Source organism: Protofrankia symbiont of Coriaria myrtifolia, from assembly GCF_900634755.1.
Lineage (GTDB): Bacteria > Actinomycetota > Actinomycetes > Frankiales > Frankiaceae > Protofrankia > Protofrankia coriariae.
The window spans coordinates 31,108-49,521 of record NZ_CAAAFS010000312.1 but is presented as its reverse complement, the minus strand read 5'-3'; the positions used below and the strand labels follow the sequence as shown (position 1 = coordinate 49,521).

At 70.5% G+C, this 18,414-nt stretch carries 17 protein-coding genes; 12 read left to right on the top strand and 5 right to left on the bottom strand.

Going from position 1 to position 18,414, the window contains the following annotated elements; translation table 11 throughout:
* The 6 genes from CM1CMNOD_RS22555 to CM1CMNOD_RS17820 all read left to right on the top strand — a co-directional run.
* On the top strand, positions 1 to 714 hold a 714-nt coding region (locus tag CM1CMNOD_RS22555), incomplete at its 5' end, for a DUF6328 family protein (protein ID WP_207387506.1).
* An 11-nt stretch (positions 715 to 725) separates the two neighbouring features.
* Complete coding sequence (gene nucS, locus CM1CMNOD_RS17840; RefSeq protein ID WP_013874989.1) at positions 726 to 1,388, top strand: endonuclease NucS; 663 nt, start codon at positions 726 to 728, stop codon at positions 1,386 to 1,388.
* Between the two features lie 222 nt (positions 1,389 to 1,610).
* Positions 1,611 to 1,865 (top strand): hypothetical protein, encoded by a 255-nt coding sequence (locus tag CM1CMNOD_RS24190; protein WP_013874988.1) that lies wholly within the window; start codon positions 1,611 to 1,613, stop codon positions 1,863 to 1,865.
* Complete coding sequence (locus CM1CMNOD_RS17830; protein WP_013874987.1) at positions 1,835 to 2,230, top strand: TA system VapC family ribonuclease toxin; 396 nt, start codon at positions 1,835 to 1,837, stop codon at positions 2,228 to 2,230. Before CM1CMNOD_RS24190 ends, CM1CMNOD_RS17830 begins: the two co-directional genes overlap by 31 nt.
* A gap of 221 nt (positions 2,231 to 2,451) precedes the next feature.
* On the top strand, positions 2,452 to 4,233 hold the full coding sequence (locus CM1CMNOD_RS17825) for a 3-hydroxyacyl-CoA dehydrogenase family protein (RefSeq protein WP_013874986.1): 1,782 nt from the start codon (positions 2,452 to 2,454) through the stop codon (positions 4,231 to 4,233).
* Positions 4,234 to 4,360: 127 nt separating this feature from the next.
* A complete protein-coding gene (locus CM1CMNOD_RS17820; RefSeq protein WP_131772831.1) occupies positions 4,361 to 4,861 on the top strand; it encodes a YkvA family protein in 501 nt (166 codons plus the stop codon).
* 372 nt (positions 4,862 to 5,233) lie between these two features.
* On the opposite strand, the gene CM1CMNOD_RS17810 is transcribed toward CM1CMNOD_RS17820, so the two are convergent.
* Together CM1CMNOD_RS17810 and ccrA are read right to left on the bottom strand one after the other, a co-directional pair.
* Positions 5,234 to 5,884, bottom strand: a complete 651-nt coding sequence (locus CM1CMNOD_RS17810; RefSeq protein ID WP_013874983.1) for a sugar-binding protein — start codon at positions 5,882 to 5,884, stop codon at positions 5,234 to 5,236.
* 145 nt (positions 5,885 to 6,029) lie between these two features.
* Positions 6,030 to 7,367 carry a crotonyl-CoA carboxylase/reductase gene (gene ccrA, locus CM1CMNOD_RS17805; RefSeq protein ID WP_013874982.1) on the bottom strand — a complete coding sequence of 446 codons (1,338 nt, stop codon included), beginning with the start codon at positions 7,365 to 7,367 and terminating at the stop codon, positions 6,030 to 6,032.
* A 192-nt stretch (positions 7,368 to 7,559) separates the two neighbouring features.
* On the opposite strand from ccrA, the gene CM1CMNOD_RS17800 reads away from it, so the two are divergent.
* Both CM1CMNOD_RS17800 and CM1CMNOD_RS17795 read left to right on the top strand, forming a co-directional pair.
* Positions 7,560 to 8,090: a SigE family RNA polymerase sigma factor gene (locus CM1CMNOD_RS17800; protein WP_013874981.1), complete on the top strand. Its 531-nt coding sequence runs from the start codon at positions 7,560 to 7,562 to the stop codon at positions 8,088 to 8,090.
* The gene (locus tag CM1CMNOD_RS17795) at positions 8,087 to 9,073 is read left to right on the top strand and encodes a hypothetical protein (RefSeq protein WP_013874980.1); all 987 of its coding nucleotides are present in this window, start codon (positions 8,087 to 8,089) and stop codon (positions 9,071 to 9,073) included. Before CM1CMNOD_RS17800 ends, CM1CMNOD_RS17795 begins: the two co-directional genes overlap by 4 nt.
* 490 nt (positions 9,074 to 9,563) lie before the next feature.
* Here the strand turns inward: CM1CMNOD_RS17795 and mce are convergent, their stop codons facing one another.
* A complete protein-coding gene (gene mce, locus CM1CMNOD_RS17790; RefSeq protein WP_043603994.1) occupies positions 9,564 to 9,986 on the bottom strand; it encodes a methylmalonyl-CoA epimerase in 423 nt (140 codons plus the stop codon).
* A 277-nt stretch (positions 9,987 to 10,263) separates the two neighbouring features.
* Here mce and CM1CMNOD_RS17785 point away from each other — a divergent pair, with 277 nt between their 5' ends.
* Both CM1CMNOD_RS17785 and meaB read left to right on the top strand, forming a co-directional pair.
* Positions 10,264 to 11,448, top strand: coding sequence for an acetyl-CoA C-acetyltransferase (locus CM1CMNOD_RS17785; RefSeq protein ID WP_013874978.1), 1,185 nt, complete (start codon positions 10,264 to 10,266; stop codon positions 11,446 to 11,448).
* Positions 11,449 to 11,459: 11 nt separating this feature from the next.
* Entirely contained in the window at positions 11,460 to 12,497 is a 1,038-nt protein-coding gene (gene meaB, locus CM1CMNOD_RS17780; protein WP_013874977.1) for a methylmalonyl Co-A mutase-associated GTPase MeaB, read from the top strand.
* Between the two features lie 47 nt (positions 12,498 to 12,544).
* On the opposite strand, the gene CM1CMNOD_RS17775 is transcribed toward meaB, so the two are convergent.
* Complete coding sequence (locus tag CM1CMNOD_RS17775; protein ID WP_013874976.1) at positions 12,545 to 14,095, bottom strand: hybrid sensor histidine kinase/response regulator; 1,551 nt, start codon at positions 14,093 to 14,095, stop codon at positions 12,545 to 12,547.
* A 258-nt stretch (positions 14,096 to 14,353) separates the two neighbouring features.
* Between CM1CMNOD_RS17775 and CM1CMNOD_RS17770 the strand changes: the two genes are divergently transcribed.
* Together CM1CMNOD_RS17770 and CM1CMNOD_RS17765 are read left to right on the top strand one after the other, a co-directional pair.
* Positions 14,354 to 14,650, top strand: a complete 297-nt coding sequence (locus CM1CMNOD_RS17770; protein WP_013874975.1) for an MTH1187 family thiamine-binding protein — start codon at positions 14,354 to 14,356, stop codon at positions 14,648 to 14,650.
* 200 nt (positions 14,651 to 14,850) lie between these two features.
* Entirely contained in the window at positions 14,851 to 15,849 is a 999-nt protein-coding gene (locus CM1CMNOD_RS17765; RefSeq protein ID WP_013874974.1) for a tetratricopeptide repeat protein, read from the top strand.
* Positions 15,850 to 16,021: 172 nt separating this feature from the next.
* Here the strand turns inward: CM1CMNOD_RS17765 and glgB are convergent, their stop codons facing one another.
* Positions 16,022 to 18,241 (bottom strand): 1,4-alpha-glucan branching protein GlgB, encoded by a 2,220-nt coding sequence (gene glgB, locus CM1CMNOD_RS17760; RefSeq protein WP_131774094.1) that lies wholly within the window; start codon positions 18,239 to 18,241, stop codon positions 16,022 to 16,024.
* Positions 18,242 to 18,414 lie beyond the last annotated feature (173 nt).

The window sequence follows — 18,414 nt, the reverse complement described above, 5'->3', positions numbered from 1 at the left end:
GCCCCACAGGACAGCGCTCCACAGAGCGGCGCTTCGCCGGGCGGTGTTCCGCGGTGCGGTGCCCCGCAGGACAGTGCCTCACAGAGCGGCGCCCCGCGGGGCAGTGCCCCGCGGAACAGAGCGCCATGGGAGGACGTCCCGCTGGAGGATGCTCCGGAGCCGCGGGCCAGGCGGCTGGAGCGGAACTGGAGCGAACTGCTTCAGGAGATCCGGGTGGCGCAGGCCGGCGTGCAGATCCTCTTCGCCTTCCTGCTGACCCTCCCCTTCACCCAGCGCTGGAACCAGGTCACCGACTTCCAACGGGCGCTCTACCTGGCCACGCTGCTGCTGGTCGCCGCCGCGTCCGCGCTGCTGATCGGCCCGGTGGCCTACCACCGGATCATGTTCCGCCGGGGTGCCCGCGCCCGGCTGGTCGCCGCGGCCAACACCATGGCGCTGGCCGGGCTGGTCATGCTGGGCGCGGGGATCAACGGCGCCGTCCTGCTCGTCGTCGACGTGCTGATGGGCCCGCTCGCCACCGTCCTGATCTGCTCGGCGACCGCGGCGTTCTTCGTCGCGCTGTGGTGGGCCCTGCCGCAACTGACCCGCTGGGAGCTGACAGCCATCCACGAGGACGCCCAGGATTCGCGACCACCCGCCCCCGGTGCGCCCGACGCTGGTGCGCCCGACGCCGGACCGCCCCACCCTGGACCGCCTGGGGCTGGCACGCGGTAAGGTGCGCAACCGTGCGTCTTGTGATAGCCCGGTGCAGCGTCGACTATGTGGGCCGACTGACGGCACACTTGCCCAGCGCCGTCCGCCTGCTGCTGGTGAAGGCTGACGGATCGGTGTCCATCCACGCGGACGGGCGGGCCTACAAGCCGCTGAACTGGATGAGCCCGCCCTGTGCGATAGCCGAGGCGGACGGCGTCTGGCAGGTGACCAACCGCGCGGACGAGCAGCTCGTCATCACCATCGAGGAGATCCTGCACGACTCCTCGCACGAGCTCGGCGTGGATCCCGGCCTGCAGAAGGACGGCGTCGAGGCACACCTGCAGGTCCTGCTCGCCGATCGGCCGGACGCGATCCAGGAGGGCCTCACCCTGGTACGCCGCGAGTACGAGACCGGCATCGGCCCGGTCGACCTGCTCTGCCGGGATCCCGACGGCGCCAGCGTCGCGGTCGAGGTGAAACGCAAAGGCGAGATCGATGGCGTCGAACAGCTCACTCGCTATCTCGCCCGGCTGCAGGACGATCCTTTCCTGCCGCACCCGGTACGCGGCATCCTGGTGGCCCAGTCGATCACCCCACAGGCCCGCCTGCTCGCCGCGGACCGCGGCCTGGCCTGCGTCACCGTCGACTACGACGCCCTGCGTGGCCTGGCCCCCGCCATCCCCACCCTGTTCTGACCCTCTTTCGCGCTGGACGGCCCGATTCCGGCGCGGCGGCGCGGGCGAAAGTCGAAGGATGTGAATCCGCTGCCGCGATAACAGCACCGCATTCACATCCTTCGAACCCCTCTCTTTCGTGCCGTGACTGGTGGTAACGTGCCAGGTGCCGGGTGGAGCGCCTGGCTCTGTCGGAGAGCGGACGTTCACGACCAGCATCGTGATGAGCTGATGCAATGATGACTGCGTACGACGATCGACCTTTCTGATGATCTTCATCGGCAGGCGCTGTCGATTGCCAGGGGCACCCGACGGACCCTGAGCGACACGGTTGCCGACCTCATACGTCGTGGGCTGGGGCAGAGTGGAGCGGCGGAGGTGTCCCGCAGCGAACGGACCGGCCTCCCGGTGGTGCGTCTCGGCACCGTCATCACGAGCGAGGACGTCCGCGCCATGGACGACGACCAGTGGCCACTCTCCTGGACGCCAACGTACTGATCACACTCATTGTCACCGATCACGTCCACCACGACGCGGCCGAAGCATGGCTTGCCGGCACCGCCGGCCGCTTCGCGACCTGCCCGATAACCGAGGGCAGCCTGGTGCGCCTGCTCATACGTGAAGGCCAGTCGGCGCAGACGGCAACGGCGGTCGTGTCGGCGATAGCCGGTGACTCCCGCCATGAGTTCTGGCCGGACGAAGTTTCATACAGCGCTGTGTCGATGACGGGAGTTATCGGGCATCGACAGGTGACGGACGCATATCTCGCGTATCTCGCCCGAACGCACAACGGGCGTCTGGCGAGTTTCAACCAAGGTCTGGCCAAGCTGCACGACGACATCGTCGACCTGATCCCTACATAATCCGCTCTCGACGACCCGCTCTCGCCCGGGGCCCGGCCGAGCGTTCCGTTCCCGGCCGAAGCCGGTTACCCGATCGCCCGATTTCATAATAATTATACGATTTTCGGGCTGATGCGACGTGAAGTGGTGGTTGTGGGGCCGCGTGCCGAGGACCTGGTGGAGTATCCGCGCGTCGCTGGTGGGCACAACGACGACAGCGACGACGAGAGGGGCGGTCCGGGATGGCTGGGGACTTCACGAGGGTCGGCGTGGTGGGGCTCGGCACCATGGGCGCGGGAATCGCCGAGGTGCTGGCGCGCGCCGGTATCGAGGTGGTGGGCGTCGAACACGACGACAGGGCGCTGGCACGGGGGCTCGGCCGGATCCGCCACTCGACCGACCGGGCGGTCGACGGCGGCAAGCTGACCGGAGCCGACCGGGACGCGCTGTTCACCCGGATCCGCGCCGGCACCGACCTGTCGGCGGTGGCGGACTGCCGGCTGGTCATCGAGGCGGTGCCCGAGCGGCTCGAGGACAAGCGGGCCGTCCTCGCCGACCTGGACGCACTGTGCCCGTCCGGGACCATCATCGCGACGAACACCAGCTCGCTGTCCATCACCGAACTGGCCACCGGGACCTCCCGGTCGTCCCGGGTCGTCGGCACCCACTGGTTCAACCCGGCACCGGTCATGGGGCTGGTCGAGATCGTCCGTACGGTCGTCACCGACGCCACCGTGCTGGCGGACGTCGAAGCCCTCGTCACGAAGGTCGGCAAGACCGCGGTGATCGCCGCGGACCGGGCCGGTTTCATCGTCGACGCCCTGCTGTTCGGCTACCTCAACAGCGCCGTGGGGATGCTGGAGGCGCACTACGCCACCCGTGAGGACATCGACGCGGCCATGCGTCTGGGCTGCGGGCATCCGATCGGCCCGCTCGCGCTGCTCGACCTGATCGGGCTCGACTCGGCCTACGAGATCCTGGACTCGATCCACCGCACCTCCCACGACCACCTGCACGCTCCGGCGCCGCTGCTGCGGCAGCTGGTCGCGGCCGGGATGCTCGGCCGCAAGACCGGGCGTGGCTTCTACACCTACGCCGCCCCCGACACGTCCGAGATCGTCGACGTGGTGCCGGCGGCCGCTACCACGGCTGGCACCGTGACCGGTGCCACGCCCCGGCCGGTGCGCACGGCGGGCATCGTCGGCAGCGGGACGATGGCCGCCGGGATCGTCGAGGTCTGCGCCCGGTACGGCTACGACGTGGTGTTCCACGCCCGCGGCGAGGAGAAGGTCGCCGCTGTCCGCAAGAAGCTGGAAAGCTCGCTCGAGCGGGGCGTCGAGAAGGGGAAGATCTCCCTGGACGACCGGGCCGCCGCCCTGTCCCGGGTGCGGGGCAGCACCGACCTGGCCGCCCTCGCCGGCTGCGACCTCGTCATCGAGGCGATCGTGGAGGACCTCGCGGTCAAGCGTGCCCTGTTCGCGGCCCTCGACGCGGTGGTGCGCCCCGGGGCGGTGCTGGCGACGACCACGTCGTCCCTGCCGGTGATCGAGTGCGCGGCCGCCACCGCCCGCCCGCGGGACGTGGTGGGGATGCACTGGTTCAACCCGGCGCAGGTGATGCGGCTGGTGGAGATCGTGCCCACCGTCCTGACCGCGGACGACGTCACCGCCACGGCCTTCGAGGTGGCGCGGGCGGTGGGCAAGCATCCGGTGCGCTGTGGCGACCGGGCCGGTTTCATCGTCAACGCCCTGCTGTTCCCCTACCTCAACGACGCGGTGAAGATGCTGGCGGACCACTACGCGGACATCGACGCCATCGACACGGCGATGACGGTTGGCTGCGGGCATCCGATGGGGCCGTTCGCGCTCGTCGACGTCGTTGGCCTGGATGTGACGCTTGCCATCCAGCGCGCTCTGTACCAGGAGTTCCGGGAGCCTGGCCACGCTCCGGCTCCGCTGCTCGAACACCTTGTCAGAGCGGGTTATCTCGGCCGCAAGACCCGCCGCGGGTTCCGGATCCACTGATCAGGCATGCCGGTCGTTGGGCGGCTGGGGTGTCGGCACCGTCGCCTACGATGGCGCCGTACGGCGTGATTCGTCACCGACACGCCGGCTCCCGTTGCCACCTCCGGAGGATGCCGCGATGATCCCGCTGGACAAGCTGGACAAGGATGCCGCCCGGGATCTGGGCCGCGAGATCGTGACGTTCGTGCCCGACTTCGTGGTGATGCTCAGGAAGGTCCTGGCCGATCCGCGAGTCTCCCAGTCGGCCAAGCTTGAGGCGGCCGGGGCGCTGGCGTATTTGCTGTCCCCGAAGAACCGGCTGACGAACCTGATCCCGTTGGTGGGCCAGCTCGACGATGTCGCGATCGTGGCCTTCGCGTTCCGCAGGCTGGAGATCGGCGCGGGTGAGGCCGTGCTGCGGGAGCACTGGCGCGGCAGCGACCGGGCCTTCCAGCTTCTGCTGGGTGCCTCCGCGGCCTTCTCGTCGCCGCGGGGGGTGCTCCGGAAGGCGAAGCTGGTGAAGACGATCGCCACGTCGACCGCCAACCGGATCGGTGTTTCCCGGCGTCATCCGGCGGGCGGGGCGGACCCACATCGGGTCATCGAAGGTGAGGTCGTCGACCGGACGTCGGCGACGCACCCACAATGACCCGGAGCCGGTCCCGGCGGGCGCGAGCGCAGGGGCGGGCACAGACGCCGCGGGCACCCGTAATCGTCGGATCCGAGACGACCGAACAGCATCCGGACGGCGACTGGGTCGTCCGTCGGGTCAGCGGCGCGGCCGCGTGGAAGCACTACCGCTGCCCCGGCTGTGAGCAGGAGATAGTCCCGGCCACCCCGCACGTGGTGTGCTGGCCTGACGACCAGGTCGCTGACCGCAGGCACTGGCACACGATCTGCTGGACCCACCGCGGCCGCCGGAATCCGCCGGGCCGGTCGCGGCCGGGCGGCTGATCCGGCCCGGCTCGCGATCCCGGTCCGCGTACGGCCGCGGGCCCGTGCCCCCAGGGCAGGGGCGGGGTCAGGAGCGGACGGCCGTGGGCCGTTCGGCGTCCGCCGGCTCCGGATCCACGCTGAGGTCCAGGGGGGCCATCGCCGCGGCCAGCCGGTCGCGCAACTGACCGAGCTGGGCGGTCACCTGGTCGCGTTGCCGACCGAGGTCGGCCAGCCGACGCCGCGAGTCGTTCTCGGCCGTTTCGGCTGCCTCACGGGCGTCGGCGACGATCCGCTGTGCCTGCGCCTCCGCGGTAGCGATGGTCTCCTGAGCCTTTGTCTCGGCCTCCCGGACCGTTCGTTCGCGGGTGCGCTGCGCGTCGGCGTGGGTCTGCTGGGCCTCCTCCAGCGCGACCTCGGCTTCCCGAGTCCGTTCGGCGCGGACGACGGCGGCCTCTTCCTCGGCAAGCTGGAGGATCTTGGTGATCCGCTCGCCGAACTCCTCCCAGGCCGGCCGGTTGGCGGCCAGATCATCACGCAGCGTGGCGGCCTCGGTGGCGGCCTCCGAAGCCGCGGCCTCGGCCGCGGCCCGATGCGACTCGGCTTCCCGCAACTGTTCGACAAGCCAGTTGACGTGCGCCCGGACCTGATGCGGGTCGTAGCCGCGACGAACCAGATCGAACTCCGGCGAGGCATCCCCACCGCCGGACATCGGGATGAGATCGGTTTGTTCGGTCATGGGACATCAGCGTGCCAGACCACTGTCATGGTTGACCTCCTCGGGGCCGGTGAACCGACGTACATCGAGTCTCCCGGAAAATGCGCCGATCGCCAGGTTTGTGCTCGAGAAACCCGGCGTTGCGGGTACCCGGCATCCAATACCCCTACACCCCGCGGAAGCGGTTGATCTGGGTGAGGTGACGTTCGCGTGTCGCCTGGTCGCGGACGCCGAGGCCTTCCGCGGGGGCGAGGCAGAGCACCCCGACCTTGCCCTGGTGGAGGTTGCGGTGGACGTCGTAGGCGGCCTGCCCGGTCTCGGTCAGCGGATACACCCGGGAGAGGGTCGGATGGATCAGGCCCTTGGCGATCAGCCGGTTGGCCTCCCATGCCTCGCGGTAGTTCGCGAAATGCGACCCGACCACGCGCTTGAGGTTCATCCACAGGTAGCGGTTGTCATAGGAGTGCATGAAACCGCTGGTGGAGGCACAGGTCACGATCGTCCCGCCGCGCCGGGCGACGTAGACGGAGGCGCCGAAGGTCTCCCGTCCGGGATGCTCGAAGACGATGTCGGGGTCCTCGCCGCCGGTGAGCTCCCGGATCCTCCGGCCGAACCGCTGCCATTCCTTCGGGTCCTGGTTGTGTTCGTCCTTCCAGAACCGGTAGCCCTCCGCGGCCCGGTCGATCACCAGCTCGGCACCCATCCGGCGGACGATCTCGGCCTTGTGAGCGGAGGAGACGACACAGACCGGGATCGCGCCGCCGTTGAGTGCCATCTGCGTGGCATAGGAGCCGAGACCGCCGCTGGCACCCCAGATCAGCACCACGTCGCCCTGCTTCATGTTCGCGCCGTTGCGTGACACCAGCTGGCGGTAGGCGGTGGAGTTCACCAGGCCGGGGGAGGCGGCCTCCTCCCAGGTCAGATGCGCGGGTTTCGGCATGAGCTGGTTCGCCTTGACCAGGGCGAGCTCGGCCAGCCCCCCGAAGTTGGTCTCGAAGCCCCAGATGCGCTGCTCCGGGTCGAGCATCGTGTCGTCGTGGCCCTCGGGACGCTCCAGCTCGACCGACAGGCAGTGGGCCACCACCTCGTCGCCGGGCGCCCAGGCGTGCACCCCGGGGCCGGCGCGCAGGACGACTCCGGCGAGGTCGGAGCCGACTACGTGGTACGGCAGGTCGTGGCGTTTGCCGAGCGGGGAGACCCGGCCGTAGCGCTCCAGGAAGCCGAACGTCGGGAGCGGTTCGAAGATCGACGTCCACACGGTGTTGTAGTTGATCGCGGAGGCCATGACCGCGACCAGCGCCTCGCCCGGGCCGAGCTCGGGAGTGGCGACCTCGTCGACGTACAGGGCACGTCGGGGGTCCTTCTCCTGGGAGGTGAGTCCGGCGAAGATGTTGACGTCCGCCTTGCGGACCACCGCCGCCCGGTAGCGCTCGGGTATGCGAAGGTCCGCGAACTCCTTCCGGGGGGTGTCACCGGCAAGAATCGCCTCAGCAATTTCCTTCACGATCGACCTCCCATGCGTCATGTGTGACGTGGGCCAAGATGCTACCGGCGGGTATGCCTAGTAGTCGTCCAGTTAGGGGTGTGCGTAGGGGCCGGAAGCGATACAACGTGAGATGAGAGCAACCATTGGGGGTGGGAGCGCGTCTGATCTGTTGTGACCGCGCCCATGACAGTCGTGGAGGGGTGGCGGCCCGTGCCTGCGCGGAGCGACGCCGCCCGTAGCGAGGTCGCACGGGACGCCGACACCGCTCTCACCGTTTTGTACTCGGAACATTACCGGTCGCTTGTCCGTCTCGCCGCTCTCCTGCTCGACGATCTCGGCCTGTGCGAGGAGGTCGTCCAGGACGCCTACATCCGTGTGCACGCGGCCTGGGGCCGTCTGCAGGACCGCGAGAAAGCGCTCGCCTACCTGCGGCAGACCGTCGTCAACCTCGCGCGTTCGACGCTGCGGCGCCGGCTGGTGGCCCTCAAGCACGCGCCCAAGCCGATGCCGCACGCGGCCAGCGCGGAGGAGGGCGCCTACGCCCTGGTCGAGCGGGCCGCCGTCGTGCAGGCCCTGCGCGAGCTGCCGCGCCGTCAGCGGGAGGCGGTGGTCCTGCGCTACTATGCCGATCTTTCCGAGGCGGATACCGCGGCGGTCATGCGCTGCAGCGTCGGATCGGTGAAGGCGTACACGTCCCGCGGGCTGGCCGCGCTGGGTAGCAAGCTGGAGGGCCTGCGGTGACCGGGCTCGAACCCGACGAGCTACGCCGGCGCCTTGCCGAGGCGGTCGAACCACTGCAGACGTCGCCGGACGCGTACGCGCGGATCCGCGCCGGGGCGCTGCGCCGGCGCCGGATGCGGGTGCCGGCCGCGGCCTTCGGCGGGCTGGCGCTGGCGGGCGTGATCGGTGTCGCCTACGTGGTGAGCGAGCCCCGCGACTCCACCACCCTGGTCGAACCGGCCGCGCCGCCGTTGACGCAGACGGCCGGCGCGACGGCCGCACGCACCCCGACCTCGTCGGCCGCCCACGGCGGCGGCGGCGGAGGCGGCCCGGTCCGCGGGACCATCACCGCGCAGCCCTCGTCGCTGTCCACCTCGCCGGTCACGGAAATCAGCCCGCTGCCGTCCCCGAGCGCGACGGCCGGGCGGCCCAGCGTCTCGCCCAGCAACATCAACTCCCCGCCCCTGCCGCAGCCGGTGTCCCGGCCGGCGAAAAAGGGCGATGTCGACGGCGACGGCACGGACGACACGACGCAACTGTCTGGCAACACCCTCATGGTCACGCTCAGCCGGTTCGGGCCGGCCACGCTGGCGCTGTCGGAGGTGGTGTCGCCGCCGACCATATCGATCATCGACATTGACGCCGACGGCTACGGTGAGCTGATCGTCCAGACCGCTGGTAACGCCGACACCAGGACGTTCACCGTGATCAAACTGATCGCGGCCAGACAGCTACGGCAGGTGAGCGGGTCGCCGCTGCCGCTGTCGGCAGGTCTCTCGGGCACCCACGGTGATGGCTTCACCTGCGACGGCCCAACGCCCGGGACCGTGGTCGTTGCCACTGGCAACGCCACCGGCAACGCCGCCAGCGACCGGACGTACTCGGTCACGTACACGACGTGGCGTCTGTCCGGCGAGAGCTTCCAGGCGGTCGGCTCACCTACGTCCTCAACGGTGGACCTGAACACGACCGCGTCGCCCTTCACCGCCGGCTGCGGGGTTTAGCCCCGGATTTCCGCTTTGCGAAAATCCGGGGACCCCTACTCTCTGGGGTTGGCCGTCGAGGGTGGTTTCTGGATCATCTGGTGATGATCCAGAAAAGTAAGGACCTTGCGGTGTGTCCGCTTTGCGAAAATCCGGGGACGGTGGCCGCGGGAAAAATGTGGGTGGTGGTGGTCGGGGGCGAAAAAGGATGTGGATCCGGTGTTGTCCGAACAGCGGCGGATCCACATCCTTCAGGCCCTTCCGGGGTATTTTGTTCCGTGGGGGTCGTTGTCGGTGGTTCTCGGACCACTCGGCCGTCGTTTTCGGGATTTTCGGTCATCTGGTGACGGCTGACACCAGTGATGGTCGACAGCGGGAGCTGTGGCGCTGGTCGGCGGGAAGCCGCCGGGGAAGGGCCCGCGAGATCCGTTGGTCGGGGCCATCGTCTGGAGCCGCCAGTTCGCCGGTCGGGGTCACCAGGTGAGGCCACCGGCTGGGCCGGTGTGGGGGATCAGCGTTTGGCGGCCTGGACCAGCTCGGTGAGGACGCCGCCGGTGTCCTTCGGGTGCAGGAAGGCGATGCTGGCGCCCATGGAGCCGTGCCGGGGTCGTTTGTCGACCAGCCGGACCCCCGTGGCGCCGATCGAGGCCAGCGCATTCTCGACATCGTCGACGCCGTAGCCGATGTGATGGACTCCCTCGCCGTTGCGGGCGAGGAACTTGCCGACCGGCGAGTCCGGTCGGATCGGCTCCAGCAGCTGTACATAGGAGCTGCCCGCGGGGCCGTCGGCGACGAACAGCATGGCTTCACGCACCCCCTGTTCCTCGTTGATCTCCTGGGACGCTACCGTGAGGCCGAACGTCGTCTCGTACCAGGAGATGGACTTCTCCAGGTCACGGACGGCGATGCCGACATGGTCGATTCTGGTGAACATCGCGGTCTCTGCCTCTCTTTCGTGGTCGTTGCGGTTGCCAGGATTTTCATGATCATTATGATTACCGTGATCGTCGCGGTGGCGTGGACGAAGGAGATGTGGGGAGCGCGGAAGTCTCGCCGACATGCCGGCCCATCCTCCTGGGATCGTTCCGGGATGCTGCCACACCTGACCGCCACCGGCGCGGATACGCGGGTCGCCCCTGCTGGTCCGGCATGTTAGCCATGATCACGTTATGGTTACCAAAGACGCTGTCGTACCTGCGGGAGGCCCACTCATGCCTGGTTCCGTCATCGTGGCCGGTGCGCGGACGCCGATCGGCAAACTGTCCGGTTCGCTGAAGAACTTCTCCGCCGTCGAGCTGGGTGGGTTCGCGATCAAAGCCGCGTTGTCACGGGCCGGGATCAGTGGCGACCAGGTCGATTACGTGATCGTTGGGCATGTGATCCAGGCGGGTCAGGGTCAGATCACCTCCCGGCAGGCGGCGGCCAGGGGCGGAATCCCGCTGAGCGTTCCCGCGCTCACCGTGAACAAGGTCTGCCTCTCCGGCCTGGACGCGATCGCGCTGGCCGACACCTACATCGCCAGCGGCGAGTTCGACATCGTCGTCGCCGGTGGGATGGAGTCGATGACACACGGCCCGCACCTGTTGCGGTCCCTGCGCGCGGGCGTCCGCTACGGCAGCGCCGAGCTGGTGGACGCAACCGCACACGACGCTCTGACCTGTGCGTTCGACCAGGTGGCGATGGGGGAGGGCACCGAGCGGGGCAACTCGACGCGGGGTATCGGCCGGGCCGAGCAGGACGAGTTCTCCGCCCGGTCGCACCAGCGGGCCGCCGCCGCGATCAAGAACGGCCTGTTCGACGAGGAGATCGTCCCGGTCGAGGTGCCGCAGCGCCGCGGCGACCCGATACTGATCAGCCAGGACGAGGGCGTTCGCGGTGAGACCACCGCCGACTCGCTGGCGAAGCTGCGTCCCGCCTTCGCCGCCGACGGCACGATCACGGCCGGTTCGGCGTCGCAGATCTCCGACGGTGCCGCGGCCGTCGTGGTCACCAGCCGGGCCAAGGCGGCCGAGCTCGGCCTGCCCGTGCTCGCCGAGGTCGGCCACCACGGTTTCGTCGCCGGCCCGGACCCGTCCCTGCACTCCCAGCCGTCGAACGCGATCCTGGCGGCGTTGCGCAAGGAGGGGCTGACCCCCGCGGACGTGGACCTCTACGAGATCAACGAGGCGTTCGCGGCGGTGGGCGTCCAGTCCATGCGCGATCTCGGTATCGGCCCGGAGGTCACCAACGTCAACGGGGGCGCGATAGCGCTCGGGCACCCGGTCGGCATGTCCGGTACCCGGATCGCCCTCACGCTCGCCTACGAGCTGCGTCGCCGGGGCGGCGGTATCGGTGCTGCCGGCCTGTGCGGTGGTGGTGGTCAGGGCGACGCGCTCGTGCTGCGCGTCCCGGCGTGAGCTCGACCCCGGTGGCGCTCCCGGCGCCCGGGCCGGTCCGGACGCGCTCCGTCGCCCCGGCCGACCTGGTGGACGCCGCCGTTGCCGGCTCCCCACGGGCGCTCGCCCGGCTGATCTCCCTGGTGGAGGACGCCTCCCCGCAGCTGCGGGAGATCATGACCCTGCTGGCGCCACGCGCCGGGCGGGCGCAGGTGATCGGCCTCACCGGCTCCCCCGGGGTGGGCAAGTCGACCTCGACGTCCGCTCTTGTCGGCGCGTTCCGCGCCCGTGACCTGCGGGTCGGCGTCCTGGCCATCGACCCGTCGTCCCCGTTCAGCGGCGGCGCGCTGCTCGGGGACCGGGTGCGCATGCAGCAGCACGCCACCGACCCCGGCGTCTACATCCGCTCGCTGGCCTCCCGAGGGCATCTCGGTGGGCTGTCCTGGGCGACCCCGCAGGCGCTGCGCGTGCTGGACGCGGCCGGCTTCGACGTGGTGCTCGTCGAGACGGTGGGGGTGGGCCAGGCCGAGGTCGACATCGCCTCGCTGGCCGACACCACGCTGGTGCTGCTGGCACCGGGGATGGGCGACGGCGTCCAGGCGGCCAAGGCCGGCATCCTGGAGATCGCCGACGTGTTCGTGGTCAACAAGGCCGACCGGGACGGCGCGGAGCACACCTACCGGGAGCTCAAACACATGATCGCCCTGGCCGGGCCGGCCGGCGACCAGCGGTGGCAGCCGCCGGTGGTCAGGACCGTCGCGTCCCGTGCGGAGGGTGTCGACGAGATCGTGGACGCGATCGCCGAACACCGTGCGTGGATGCTCCAGCAGGGTGTGCTGAACGCCCGCCGGCGTCGGCGGGCCGCCGACGAGATCGAACAGATCGCCCTCACCGAGCTGCGGGCCCGCATGGGCGGCCTGCGGGACGCGACCCTGCTGGACGCGCTCGCGGGCGAGGTCGTCGCGGGCGCGCTCGACCCCTACACGGCCGCCGAGCGCGTGATCGCCGGTGTGACCGGCCGCGGGGCGACCAGCGGCGGGACGGCCGGTACCGGAGCGATCATCGGCTGATTCGGCCGGTTCCCGCCGGGCCGGCCGGCCCGGGTGCCGGGCCGGCGCTACTGGTGTGCGGCCTGGCGCCGTCCGCCGTTGCGCACCGCCAGGTGGCCGGCCGCCGCGATCACCGCGTTGACGTCGAGGGGCGCGCCGACGACACCTACCGCGCCGGCCTGCCGCAGCTTGGTCAGATCCCGCGGGTCGTCGTCCGTGGTGAGGACGACAGCGGGGACCTGCCCGGCGGTGGCGTCCGCCGCGAGCACCCGCAGCAGTTCCTCGACCGGCGCGTCGGGCAGGATCCGGTCCAGCAGCACCAGCGCCGGCCGGGAGCGCCGCACGGCGTCCAGCGCGAGGGCGGCGCGCGGGACGCAGACCGTGTCCGCTCCCAGCGAGCTGCGCAGCACATGGGTGACCATCGCCCGGGTCGCCGGGTCACCGCTGACGTGCACGACCCGCAGGCGGCTGTCGACCGGCTCCGTCCCCGGCACTGATCCCGCCGACGGCCGGTCCGTGACGGCCGGCACCGGCGCGAACCCGTCATCGTCGTCCGGGTCGCCGTAGGCGTCGTCGAAACGGACGTCGATGGTGTCCAGGACCACGGCGAACACGCTGCCCACCCGGTAGCGGCTGGCCGCGGTGAGAACACCGCCCATGGCCGTGACCAGGGCGTGGGACAGCGCCAGCCCCAGCCCACTACCCTCGACGCCGCTCCGTTCGGCTCCGAGCCGTTCAAACGGCCGGAACAGCCTGTTCATGGCCTCGGGGGGCAGGCCGTTGCCGTCGTCCTCGACCTCGATCCGCACCCGGCCCCCGGTGACGGGCACGATCCCGACGCGGACGGTGCCGCCCTCACGGCCGTACTTCAGGGCGTTGCCGACCAGGTTGAGCAGGACCTGCCACAGCCGCCGCCGGTCGGCGTCGGCGACCAGGGGTTCGGCCGGTGAGATGACCCGCCGGATCCCGCGCTGCGCGGCCAGCGGCTCGACCAGCTCGACGACGCCCTGAACGATCTCCAGGACGTTGACGGGCCCCTTGTTGATGTCCCCTCGCCCGGCCCGCAGCCGGGCGAGGTCGAGCACGTCGTCGATGAGGGCCTGCATATGCCGGCCACCGGTGATGATCCGTTCGACGTCGTCGTGCAGCTCCGGCGCCAGCGGCTCGAGCTCCAGCAGCTGGGCGAAGCCGAGGACCGCGTTGAGGGGGGTGCGCAGCTCGTGGCCGAGCCGGGCGACGAACTCGTCCTTCGCCCGGGACTCCCGTTCGGCCGCCTCCCGGGCCCGGATGTCCTCGGTGTCCTGGGCGGCGATCACGAAGCCGCCGTCGGGATCGGCCCGTACCGACACTAGATAGGGCGCCGGGTTGCCCGCGGTGTCGACGAGATCGACGGTTCCGCGCCACTGGCCGGTACGGCTGAGCGCCCGGGGTACGACATCGCGCAGCCGGACCCGCGAGGACGGCTCCACCACGTCGATCAGGTCCCGTAGATGGATCGTCCCGGCCAGCCGTTCGCCGAGAAAGGTCCTCGCGGCCGCGCCCGCGTCGAGCACGCGGCCGTCCGCGCCGACGAGTACGACCAGGCTTGTCAGCGCGTCGAGGAGGGTCCGTGGAACCACCTATGCCTCGTCGTCCCGTGCCTCGTCATCCCGGTCATTGCGCATCGTCCACTCCACGGCGGGCAATAGTAGGGCGTGCCGTCGAAGAGCGTTGTCTCGGGTTTGGTCGAGTGTCCGTTTATGCCGTCCCAGGGATGGAACCTGCACAGAAGGTAGCATCCGGCGGCTGGTCGTCGCCAATGCTGGCACACTCACCAATCCCGGCAGGCTCACCGATACCGGCACGAAGGTGGTGGCAGCCATGGTAGATCTTGAACCATGCTCGTAGCGTTCAGCGTGACCCCGATCGGCACCGGCGAGGACGTCGGCGACCTGGTCGCCGAGGCGGTGCGGGTGGTCCGCGCCAGCGGCCTGCCCAACGAGACGTCGGCGATGTTCACGACGGTCGAGGGGGAGTGGGACGAGGTCATCGACGTCGTGCGCCGGGCGGTCGAGGCCGTGGGCGCGAGGTCCGGACGGGTGAGCCTGGTACTCAAGGCCGACATCCGCCAGGGGGTCACCGACGCGATACACGCCAAGGTCGCCTCGATCGAACGGCGCCTGGCCCAACAGTGACCCAACAGTGACCGCTGCCCGGCCAGGTTGGCCAACCTGGCCGGGTTGGACGGATTTCGTCTGGTCCGTGATGGCTGCCGAGCTGGTTGCGGGCTGGCCGGAGGCGCGATGCCGACCGGCCGTGGGCGCCCGGTACACCGAGGCGCTGTCCGGTTTCGCTGCTCGGATGCAACGATGGAGTCATGCCACGGAGGTCACCCATGTCGTCCGGGCCCCGATCGTCAGGACCAGGGCCCGCCAGATCGCGAAACGCCTCGCCCTCAGATCCACGGCTTTCTGACGAACTCGCCGGCCTCCGCTTCGCCGGCGCGGTCCCGCTTGACCCCAAGCCCGCGCCCACCCGGCCGGCGGCCACCGCCGCGGGTGCGGCGCGAACCGCCCAGGCGGGCCCGGGCGCCCCGGCGCAACCCGTCGTCGTGGACGTCAGCGAGGCCACGTTCGCCACGGAGGTCCTGCAGCGGTCCATGCAGGTCCCGGTGGTGGTCGACTTCTGGGCCAGCTGGTGCGGCCCGTGCAAGCAGCTCAGCCCCATCCTCGAGCGGCTGGCGGAAGCCGACGGTGGACGCTGGGTCCTCGCCAAGATCGATGTGGACGCGAACCCGCAGCTCGCCCAGGCCGCGGCCGTCCAGGGCATTCCCGCGGTCAAGGCGATCATCGGTGGGCGGATCATCGGCGAGTTCACCGGCGCCCTGCCCGAACGCGAGGTGCGGGCCTGGCTCGACCAGCTGCTCGCGCTCGTCGACGAGGCCACCGACGGCCTGCCCAGCGGGCCGGACGCGGCCGCCGCCGACCCGCACCATGCCGCCGCGCAGGAGGCGCTCGCCCGCGGTGACCTCGACGCCGCCGCGGCGGCCTACCGCGCCCGGCTCGCCGAGGCCCCCGGTGACCAGGACGCGGTGCTGGGGCTTTCCCGTGTCGAGCTCTTCCAGCGGGTGGCGACGATCGACGCGACCGCGTTGCGCGCCCGGCTGGCGGCCGACCCCGACGACGTCGAGGCGGCCATCATGCTGGCCGACGTCCTGGTCGCCAAGGGCGAGATCGAGACAGGCCTGACCCGGCTGGTCGGCGTCGTCCGGCGGACCACCGGCGACGAGCGGGAGCGCGTCCGGGCCCACCTTGTCGACCTGTTCCAGGCGCTGGGGGACGGCGAGCCGGCGGTCGCCCCGGCCCGCCGAGCCCTCGCCGCCGCCCTGTTCTAGGCATTTTCCGGGGTTCTGCTCCCGGCGTTCTAGGCGTTTTCCACCTGGTTCCATCTGGTCGAGCGCCCCTGACCGGCCCGGCGAGCCTCGCCGGGCCGGCAGCACGGGGCGTCCGGCCGGCTGGTCGGTCCCGGTTGGCCCGTTTCCGGCTGGCCCGTGCCCCGTCAGCTGGTCAGTTCTGGGCGGCGCCCTCGTAGCACAGCCACAGGGTGCTCAGGGCGGGCAGGGTGAGCGTCACCGACGCCGGCTGGTTGTGGCGGGCGGCCTCCACAGCGAGCACGGAACCCAGGTTCCCCAGCCCGCTGCCGGCGTACTCGGTGGCGTCGGTGTTGATGAGCTCACGCCAGCGGCCGGCGAACGGCAGCCCGAGCTGGTAGCCGGTGTGGGGGACACCGGAGAAGTTGGTGACGCAGGCGATTACCCGCCCGCCCGTCGCGGCACCGCCAGCCGGGCCGCCAGCCGGGCCGGTGGAGGCCCACCGCAGGAACGAGAACACGTTGTTCTCGGCGTCGTTCGCGTCGATCCAGGAGAACCCCTCCGGGGAGATGTCTCGTTCCCAGAGGGCGGGGGTGGCCCGGTAGGCACCGTTGAGGTCCTTCAGCAGCGTGGCCACACCCCGGTGGTCCGGGTCGTCCAGGTGCCACCAGTCCAGCGACCGGGCCTCGGACCACTCGGCCTCCTGGGCGAACTCCCCGCCCATGAACAGCAGCTGCTTGCCCGGGTGCGCCCACATGTAGCCGTAGAGCGCGCGCAGGTTGGCCAGCTGCTGCCAGCGGTCACCGGGCATCTTGCGCAGCAGCGAGCCCTTCCCGTGCACCACCTCGTCGTGGCTGAGCGGGAGGACGAAGTTCTCCGAGTACGCGTACATCATGGAGAAGGTCATCTGATGGTGGTGGTACACGCGGAACACCGGCGCCCGGGAGAGGTAGTCGAGCGTGTCGTGCATCCAGCCCATGTTCCACTTGAAACCGAAGCCCAGACCCCCCAGATGCGTCGGGCGGGTCACCCCCGGCCAGGCCGTCGACTCCTCGGCGATCATCATCACCCCCGGGACGCGCCGGTAGACCGTGGCGTTGGTCTCCTGCAGGAACGACACCGCGTCCAGGTTCTCCCGGCCACCGTGGATGTTGGGGATCCACTCGCCCTCGGCCCTGGAGTAGTCCAGGTAGAGCATGGAGGCGACGGCGTCCACCCGCAGCCCGTCGATGTGGAACTCCTCGAACCAGTACACCGCGTTCGCGACCAGGAAGTTGCGCACCTCGGGACGCCCGAAGTCGAACACGTACGTCCCCCAGTCGGGCTGTTCGCCGCGGCGGGGGTCGGGGTGCTCGTACAGCGGGGTGCCGTCGAAGCGGCCCAGCGCCCAGACGTCCCGGGGGAAGTGCGCCGGCACCCAGTCGACGATCACACCGATGCCGGCCTGGTGGAGCTGGTCGACGAGGTAGCGGAAGTCGTCGGGGTCGCCGAACCGCGACGTCGGGGCGTAGTAGGCCGACACCTGGTAGCCCCACGAACCACCGAAGGGATGCTCGGCCACGGGCAGCAACTCGACGTGGGTGAAGCCCATCTCCCGCACGTGGGCGACGAGCTCGGTGGCGAGTTGGCGGTACGACAGCCCTCGGCGCCAGGAACCCAGGTGCACCTCGTAGACCGAGATCGGCATGGCGTGCCACGCGGTGCGCCTGCGCCGCGCCAGCCACGCCTCGTCACTCCAGGTGTAGTCGGACTCGAAGACGACGCTCGCCGTGGCCGGCGGGTTCTCGGTGTGCAGCGCGAGCGGGTCGGCCTTCTGCCGCCAGACACCGTCGAAGCCGAGGATCTCGTACTTGTACCGGCAGCCGGCGCCGATGCCGGGTACGAACAGCTCCCAGACGCCGGTCGCTCCCAGCGAGCGCATCGGGTAGGCCCGGCCGTCCCAGAAGTCGAAGTCGCCGACCACCCGCACCCCGCGGGCGTTCGGCGCCCACACGGCGAAACCGACCCCGCTGACCTCGGCTGTGCCGGTGCTGTCCGGGTAGCGGCGCACCCGTGCGCCGAGTGCCTTCCACAGCTGTTCGTGGCGGCCCTCACCGATGAGGTGGAGGTCCATCTCCCCGAGGGTGGGCAGGTGGCGGTAGGGGTCGTCGACGACGTGCGTGGCGTCGCAGTACTGGACCTCCAGCCGGTAGCCGGGGACGGCGCCGGTCGGCAGCGCCACGGCGAACACCCCGGCCGTGTGCAGCCGGGTGCACTCGAACCGCTCGTTCTCGGTGATGACGACCACGCCCACCGCGTCCGGCCGCAGGGCCCGCACGATCGTCCAGTCGCCGTGGGGATGGGCGCCGAGGATGTGATGCGGATCGTGGTGCGAGCCGTTCACCAGCCGCTCGAGTTCGGCGGTGTCGACGAGCAGGGACGGGGGGGACGACGCCGGGGCGTCCTGGCCGCCGGCGTCCCGCTCCGCCCCGCTCTGCCCGGTCGTGCCCCGTTCCGCCCTGTCGTGCTGGGCCGCGGTGTGCTCGCCGCGGTCGCGTCCGCCGTCCCGGTAGGCCGTTTCGGGATATCCGCCGCCCTCGGAATACCTGG